Genomic DNA, 8,046 nt, shown 5'->3' on the forward strand with positions numbered 1-8,046 from the left:
AATGACCGAGGGAAGTGGATGGCAACTGTCCCCCCGAATCGACGCATCGAGCGGGCTGGGGTCAATGCGCTGCGGTCGTTCCTCGATGAACACGACCACCTCGTGCAAGAGATCGCCGACGGCACTGACCACGGCGAGGACTGCTTCGTGATGCTGACCCGGCAGCGGAAGAGAACGGGGTACTCCTTCACCGCCCAGGTCAAGGCGGGCAAGAAATACAAACGTGCCCGCGGCTACGCGATCCCGGTCGGGCATCACTTCACGGACTGGAAGTCGAGCAAGGTCCCCGTGATCGGGGTGGTTTACGACGTCGACGAGCAACGCATGTTCTGGATCAACCTCACCCTGCACCTCAACGCCTTGTCCATAGCTCCCAGTTGGGTTCCTGTCCCCCGGGAGAACGAGCTGTGTACCGCGTCGATCGATGCGTTCATCGCGCACATCGAGGAGTTCACCGACGCTCCCGAGAAGTGCCTTGCGGGCCTGGCCGGCAGTGATCCGGTGGCGGGCACGCCTTCGCATGCGCGGCCAGGCCGAGGCCGGGCATCGGTGTTCCGCGCACCGGTGCTGCAGTGGACGAAGGCCACGGCTGCATCTGACGCCTGGCAGCCGCAGGTGGTCGAAGGGTATGCGGTGGTGCGCCACAACCACCTGATCCGCGTGTTCGATGCAGTGTCGGGCGCCGAGGCATGGTCCGCCAGAACGGCCTTCAATCGGATCAGTCCATTCGGTGACGAAGCCGTCTACGCGTCCGCGACAGCCGGCCGGCTGCGCGCCTTGACGCTTGCATCCGGGCGCACACGCTGGGAGCAGTCCCTCCGCGTGCGTGATGACCTCGCCGTCTACGCATCGAAATCGCTCTACGCCCCAGACGAGGAGGGCAGGATCTACGCGCTGGACACCCGCAGTGGCAAGCTCCGCTGGGTGTCCCCGCCAGATCATCAGCGGCTCGTTGCCCCGATCCTCGTCAACGACGACGCGGTGTGCACTCTGCGCACCGCGTCGCCCGGCAGCACTCCGTCCGCGGAGTCGGCCGGCCGTGAGGTGGTGGTGCTGGCCACGACGGACGGTGCGGAGATATGGCGCCACCGAGCTGACGCTGCCGTCTCACTCGCATGGACACTCGCCGATGGCGTGCTGTACATCGTGGAGCGCCCTGATGGCGACAGCAGTGTCCTGGTCGCTCTCGAATTAGGCAGCGGCCGTCCTTTGTGGAGATCACCGCTGCCAGCACCGGTGTCATCGGCGGCTGTCGCATCAGGCGAGTACCTCTACGTCTCCGGCAGGCGAGGCGGCCTGTACCGGATATCCCGTACCGATGGCGCCTGTCACCGGAGTGACACTGCCGCTCCCCTCGCTGCCTCGCCTGTAGTGGCAGACGGCACCGTGGTGGTGAATATGGGGCGTGCACTCGCGGCGTTCGACGCTGCGGACAGCACACCCCGATGGGTCAGGCGTCTGCCGGGCCTTGCTTTGGGTCAGCCCTTTGTCCTCCGCGGCGCCGTGTGCATCGGCCACCGAGCCGGCGTACTTGCCTGCGACATCCAGACGGGCAGACGCCTGTGGTCGGACGAACTCACCTGGGATCCCGAAGTCCAAGGAGAACCGGCCACCACGAGAAACGCTCTGTACATCACCGACCGGCGCGGAGTCGTCCACAGCTTTCGCACGGCATGACAGGCAAGCCCAACGCGCACGCGGCTCCCTCCGGCCCGCCTCAAAAGCAATCACGGGGAGCCGTCACGGTCAGTGAGGTCGCTGGAAGCCAACGTGCCGGAGCCACCGAACAACGTCACGGCCATCTGGTGGACCTGAGCAACGGACACGTGCACCTGTGCCAGCCCGTCACTGCTGCCGCCAGAGACGGGTGACGAGGTTCAGTTCGTCCAGGAGGGTCGCGTCGTGTACGAGGTGCTTCAGCCAGTCGACATCGGTGGGGCGCAGGCGGTGCAGTCCGTCACGGGTGAGTGTCTTCAGCAACTGCTCGGCGCGTTGAGCGAGCCAGTCGTCGGCGCCGAGGTCGTGGGCCAAGCGGAGCAGGCCGACCACGGCTTGGGGCGGTCTGGGGTGGGGGATCCGCTCCAGCAGGGTGATGCCTTCGGTGAGCACGGCCTGGCCCGGTGGGTGGTCTGCCGCGTGCCACATGGTGCTGGTCTGGGCCTCAGTGAACAGGCAGAGCAGTCGGGTCAGTGGGTCGCCGCTGGCATTGAGGGCGGGTGCATCGGGACCGAAGCGGCGTGTGATCCGGTTCAGTTGGTCGTGCGGGATGTCCGGGCGTCCGGCGAGGTCGTTGACGCACTGGGCGAGGACCAGCCAGGTCGGGGCGGACAGGCCGCCGGCGCTGGTGAACTGGATGGTGGTCAGCTGGTCGAGGATGTCGATGACGGTGGCCGCGGGCAGGTCGGCGGCGGCGTGGAGAAGGTGGCGGCCCAGGATGTCCGCAGCCAGCAGGCGCTCGTCGCCGGACAGGCTCCGCAGCATCAGAAGGAGTTCGGCGTAGGGGGTGCCGGGCGGCCAGAGATCGTCGGTGGGCCGGTACAGCAGGGAGATCAGCGCATGTGCGAGGGACAGGCTGCGGGTGCGGTCGACCCCGTGGTAGGTCTCCAGGGCGGTGGGCATCTGGTGCAGGATCGGTGCCACAGCGTGTAACACGTGCTGTGCGCCGAGGTCGTAGGTGAAGGCCGCCGGCCGGTACAGGTCGGCTGGAGCAGCGCCGTCGAGATACTGGAAGGTCTGTGCCGTGGCGTCGTCCCGGGTGGCGAGGTTCACGGTCCAGGCGAGTTCTTGTTCGGGCCGGTGCGTGGAAAGCCCCACCAGTAGGTCTCTGTGGCCGGTGACGGGATCGGTGAAGGGCTCGGCAGCCAGGGTGCGGGTGAAGGCGTCCCAGGATCCATCGCTGAACTGCGAGCGCCACAGCAGGGCGTGCCGGCGCCACCAGTCGACCGTGTTGCGGCTACTCACAAGGGCGGAGGCGCGGAGGGTGGAGTGGGCCAGGACGGCCAGCAGGAGCAGGTTGGCGCTGTAGACGGCGTCTTGCTGGGTGCGGTGGGTGGGGGCGGGGCGGTAGGGCACGTGGGTGCGGTGGTGGGTGTCGCCGGGCGTCTGGTTGAAGAGGCTGGTCAGCAGCGTGGTCAGGTGCTCGCGCTGTGCCTGGGTGAGGCGGGTGAGTTGTTCGCTGGTGTTGCGTACGACTTCGGCTCGGTCAGTGAGTGGAACGTGGGAGAGCAGCGCGTACAGGCGGCCGTCGTCGACGGGATGGTCGCTGTCCGGGCTGGTGGTGGCCAGGAGGTGGCGCAGTTCGCCGGTGACGAGGCGGGTCAGCAGGTATTCGCCGAAGGTGGCGTGCAGGAATTCGTAGGCTCTACGTTCGTGGCCGGTGACGACTGCCTGAGCTTCGTGGATGAAGAAGAAGCGGCCGAACAGCAGTGGCGTGGTGTCGGCAGGAGCGGCGTCGAGCAGGGCAGCCAGGTCGTTCTCGGCGTCGGTGGCGGCGATGCCTTGCCGGTGACGGTTGAACATGCCGATCGCAATGACGGACAGGCGCTGCAGTTCGTGGGCGACGCGGGCGGCTTCGGTCTCGGTCGGCAGGGCGTTGTGTTTGGTCACCTGGCGGCGCACGAACTCGGTCAGGAGCCGCTCGTACAGGCCCAGGCGTTGGATGCCCGCACCGTGCAGCAGGTGCAGATCGTTGTCGGAGGCGTCGTAGAGGGCGAGCATGAGCAGGAGTAGCGGCTGGCCGGCGAGTTCTTCGTGACGGCCCACCACATCCCAGGTGAGGGGCTGCAGGGCGTGGGTGGAGAAGTAGCGGCGGTTGGTGGTGTTCCAGACGTGGAGCCAGCCGCGTATGCGGTCAGCGTCGAAGGGTTCCAGGCGGATGACGGTGCTGGGATACGGGGTCAGCGCCTGGTCGGCGACCACGGTGCGGCTGGTGACGATCACGATCGTGGGGCGGGCGTGGTCGGCCTCGCGCTGCTGGAACTGCTGCACGCTTTGCAGGTAGGCGAAGTGGCGCGTGGGATCCGTGTGGTCGGCCGCAGCCTGGAGCAGTTCGTCGAAACCATCCAGGAGGACGACTCTGACGACGCCTGTGTCCGGGGCGGTGACGTCCGGCCAGGGTGTGCGCCGGCCGGTGGAGCGCAGCACGGCCTCCTCGAGCTGTTCCTGGATGCCCAGGTCTGCGGGCAGGTGGCGCAGTTCGACGCGCTGGCAGAAGAACTCTGCTGCGGGCAGCCGGGCAGCGATCAGCTTGGTCAGCAGCGACTTGCCCGATCCGGGATGGCCCAGGATCAGCAGCGGCGCACGAGTGGCGTCCTCGGTGAGCAGGTGGGCTGCGAGGAAGTCCTCCAGGTCGTCCCACAGCGGCTGGACTTGCCACCAGTCCTCACGGGCCAGGGCACGGTCACCTGAGCGGCCGGCCACGCGAAAGGCGGGGTTGATGTAGCCGGTTTCCAGGTCAGGGATGCGCGGGCCCGACTCGTCGACCTGGGCAAGGGGGGCACGGAGTTGCTGCTGGTGCGCGGGGGCCGGGGCGCTGTTGTCCTGGGCGAAGGTCTCCAGTAGCCGGGACAGTCCGGCAAGGCCCCGGCTGGGTGAGGTGGCCGGTGTCACGGTCTCGGGCGGGTTGATGGCTTCGGGCGGGTCTTCCGTCTCGGAGGTCAGGCGCAGTTCGGGACATTCCCATGTCACCTGGGCCAGCAGGGCTTGGTAGCGACGCCAGGCGCGGTGCGCGAGCTTGTCCGGCCGCTGGCCGCCTACGCCGCTTTCGTCGCACACGGTGTCAGCCGCGTAGGCGTAGGCGGCGGCGATTTCCGCGCGCAGGTCGGCGGAATGCCTGACCCGCTGCGATCCCAGGGTGACACGCTCCAGTTCGGCCACCACGTCGCCGGTGAGGTCGGCCTGCTCGTGCCCGAGCTCTGTCGTGTAGTAGGTGCCTGAGGTGCCCACGGCCTCGCAGAACGCCGTGACCAGGATGACCAGATCGGCCGCGCGCAGCAGGGCAGTTCGGGTGGTGGCGCAACTGGCCCGTACCCGGTCGGCGAAACCTTCCAGCACGGCGTTCAGGTCGGTGACGATGGCGCCGTGCAGCTTCAGCGGCTCCAGCAGTTCTGCGGCCAGCCGGTCGAAGCCCCGCCTTTCTCCGACGAGGACGTTCACGGCGTTCACGAAGTCGTCGGGGATGGTCTCGGCAGGTGGCGAGGCGGGCGGTTTGGCGGCGCGCGGTGGCGGTGGCGCCTGGTCAGCGTCGGTTTCCGCCTCATGGTGGCGGTGGCGCCAGTAGGCCAGGTCGGGGGTGAGCCCGGACGGCGGGGTGGTGGCGCGTTGGTGGCAGTACTCCACGATGCGGGCGACGTCGTCCCAGGGGGGCAGGGTGGAGCGGTGCCCGTTAAGCAGCATGGAGATGGCGGCGGGGCTGCGGTTCACGGCGCGGGCCAAGTCGCTTTGCTGTATGCCGCGCTCGCTCACCAGGCGTCCCAGCAGCTTGCAGAAGACTGCTACCGGTCCCGAGGTCTCCCCCACGCTCAAGCACCCACCCCCGCCGTTCCCGCTGATTCAGTGTGACCTCTGGCAGCGTAAGGAGTGACCTGCACCAACTGCCGTCTGCTTTGGGACTTTTCAGCGAAACCCCGGCCCGGGGCTGCCGTCCGTCACGGTCGATGCGACACAACCCCCATCCCCTTTGAGGAGTGCGCATGTCCTGGCTCACCGCCCCTGTCCCGGCTCTGGTGCTGGCCCTGGTGTTCTTCGTGTTCACGGGCGTCATACTCCCCGCGGTGTGGTCCACGCAGCCCGCACGCCGGCAGGCAGCCGCCGCCGTTCTCGCGCAACTCCTACAAGGTCTGCGCGATGTCGCCGGCTCCCCGCTCTCCGCTTTGCCGTCGCCTCCTCCTGCTGACGCTGCCCCGACCGTTCACCAGCGAGCGCAGGGCGAGCCACGCCACCCGGGCAACGAAGCATGAAGCTACTGTCCTACCTCGTCTGCCAGGTCACCCCGAAGGTCATCGAGACCGGCATCGAGGCCATCACCGACGAACTCCTCGACAAGCGGCTGGCAGGCTGCTTCGACGGCGATCCGATTCTGCAGGTCTGACGCGCATCCCGTCCTTTCATCTGCTCGTTGCACTGCACGAGGGCTCGCCGACGGGCGGGTGCCATGCCATCCCACCAGTGGCCGCACGGTTCGGTTTCCGTCTCACGCGGCTCCGCCGTGGGCCCTCGGCCCTGCCCCGCGCGCCGCTCCTGCATCCACCAACAGCAGTGCATACAGGTCAACTCGATCTTTCCCAGGAAGGACAGCTCGTGATCCTTTACCAGTGCTGGCTCGAAACCCAGTCACCCGGCGCCACCGAGTGGCAGCACTACGAGCAGTTTGAGGAGGAAGCCGATCCGCCCGGCGTGTATCTCGCTGACGAAGGAATGTGTGACGGTGTCGACGACCTCGCGCAGAGAGTGCTGCGGAAGAACCTCCCATCCGTCCTGCAGGCCCACACCGATCAGCCGGATGTGCAGGTCCGTGCCTGCGCCCAGGTCTGTGACCAGACCTCGGTGGCCCCCTCCGCCATCTGCCAGGCGGCCCCGGACGACATCGCCGAGGCTCGCGAAGCCCTACGGCTGGAGGCACTCACCCGCCGTCTGCACTCTGCGCAGCTCGGCGTGTATGAAGCTCACCGCAGCCTCGAGGCGCTCATTGTGAAAGCCCACAACGAGGGGCTGGGCCTTGGCATCATCACCCAAGCCGTCGCAGGCTATTTGGATGCCCAGTCCGTGGCCCGCCTGATCGACGCCCCCGCACTGTTCCGCGAAGTGCAGGAGCTGATCCGCACACGGCCGGAGTTGGCCTGGCGTACCCGTGTGCGCAACGGCGGCCGGTTCGGCGTGACGGTGGAGCTGCGATGGACCGACCAGGAGGACGACGCGGAGCGACTGCGGGAGTGCGCCTGGAACGAGTCGATCGAGGACTACGACCGGGAGCTGGCCGCCGCGCTCCTTTCGGCCGCTCGCAGTGCCGCCGGCGAACTTCTCGCCCTTCTCTCCGCCCAGTTCGAGGTCACGCCCGCCTCCCCGCGTTCCGTGGCTCCAAGGGCTCTCGTCTATAGCCCGATCACAGTGCGGCGTCCGGCCCGGCCCGCGGGCGGCATCGAGGTGGAAGGAACGGCCGCATGAGCAAGCGCCGCAGGCCCCCGTCCCGTTCACGTAGCGGGACTGTGGGGCGCAGGACCCTCGTCGTCGACCTTCTCGAGATCGGCTCCTCCCACGGCAACCTGACATTGCGAGCAGGGCGGGAAACCGGACAGCTCGCCTGCATCGCACTGCCGGCCGAGGTGCTCCCCGACTTCCTCGCCAACCTCGGGCAGGCTCGCCTGGACGCCGAGGAGGAGTACTGGAGCGTGGTCCGCCACGTGATGGCCACCGCGCCCAGCAACAGTCCCGCAGACGCGGCACGGGCTCTTGAGCAGTGGCTGCTCGCGCAGAACTGGAGCAAGGTCCTCGGTGCGTTGCCCGACGACGCCGCGCACCCCCTGCCTCTGCTCACCTATGCCGGGCACATCGGCTTCCGGCTGGTGCCCCCGTACACCACGAACCGCGTGCTGGCCATCTTCGACCCTCTGCAACTCCACCGCTTGGAGCCGGCGTTGCTGCACCATTGCTCACTGGCCCAGCAGCAGGCGGCAAACTCACCCGTGCATCCACGAGACGCCCTCGCTCTGGCTCTGTGTGACCTGAGCAGTCTGCCCTGGCCCCCAAGGCCTGCCGCGGAGCCATCACCTGAGGAAGCCAGCCGGTACATGCAGGGCCGCTACGAGGCGTTCCAGCGCCGTTCCCCCTACCTGCGTGCGGAGGAGAACAACCTCAATCTGGGACCGGCTGTGTCCTGAGCCCGAGCCCCCGCGGCTGCCCTGCGCCGGCGGCGTCTCAGTGAAACGGCATCGTCGCCGTGCCGATCCGGTCTTGACGATGGCGTCCCTTGTCGTGGTGTAGCCGATCAAGGTCAGGGAGTGCGCCGGGGGGCGTGCGCCGATGGGCTTTCGTTCCCTGCCCGCAGGGTGG

At 68.0% G+C, this 8,046-nt stretch carries 6 protein-coding genes; 5 read left to right on the plus strand and 1 reads right to left on the minus strand.

Annotated elements, in window-relative coordinates; genetic code table 11:
* Positions 1-18 precede the first annotated feature (18 nt).
* Positions 19-1,677: a PQQ-binding-like beta-propeller repeat protein gene (locus tag ACIQVL_RS47385; protein WP_403478707.1), complete on the plus strand. Its 1,659-nt coding sequence runs from the start codon at positions 19-21 to the stop codon at positions 1,675-1,677.
* 168 nt (positions 1,678-1,845) lie between these two features.
* Here ACIQVL_RS47385 and ACIQVL_RS47390 read toward each other — a convergent pair whose 3' ends face one another.
* Complete coding sequence (locus tag ACIQVL_RS47390) at positions 1,846-5,517, minus strand: hypothetical protein (protein ID WP_403478713.1); 3,672 nt, start codon at positions 5,515-5,517, stop codon at positions 1,846-1,848.
* Between the two features lie 173 nt (positions 5,518-5,690).
* On the opposite strand from ACIQVL_RS47390, the gene ACIQVL_RS47395 reads away from it, so the two are divergent.
* From ACIQVL_RS47395 to ACIQVL_RS47410, 4 genes are all read left to right on the plus strand, one after another.
* Entirely contained in the window at positions 5,691-5,957 is a 267-nt protein-coding gene (locus ACIQVL_RS47395; protein ID WP_403478708.1) for a hypothetical protein, read from the plus strand.
* Entirely contained in the window at positions 5,954-6,088 is a 135-nt protein-coding gene (locus tag ACIQVL_RS47400; protein ID WP_403478709.1) for a hypothetical protein, read from the plus strand. Before ACIQVL_RS47395 ends, ACIQVL_RS47400 begins: the two co-directional genes overlap by 4 nt.
* A 209-nt stretch (positions 6,089-6,297) precedes the next feature.
* Complete coding sequence (locus ACIQVL_RS47405) at positions 6,298-7,161, plus strand: hypothetical protein (RefSeq protein WP_403478710.1); 864 nt, start codon at positions 6,298-6,300, stop codon at positions 7,159-7,161.
* Positions 7,158-7,874 (plus strand): hypothetical protein, encoded by a 717-nt coding sequence (locus ACIQVL_RS47410; protein ID WP_403478711.1) that lies wholly within the window; start codon positions 7,158-7,160, stop codon positions 7,872-7,874. The genes ACIQVL_RS47405 and ACIQVL_RS47410 overlap by 4 nt, the downstream gene beginning before the upstream one ends.
* Positions 7,875-8,046 lie beyond the last annotated feature (172 nt).

This window comes from Streptomyces sp. NPDC090499 (assembly GCF_044769305.1).
GTDB lineage: Bacteria > Actinomycetota > Actinomycetes > Streptomycetales > Streptomycetaceae > Streptomyces.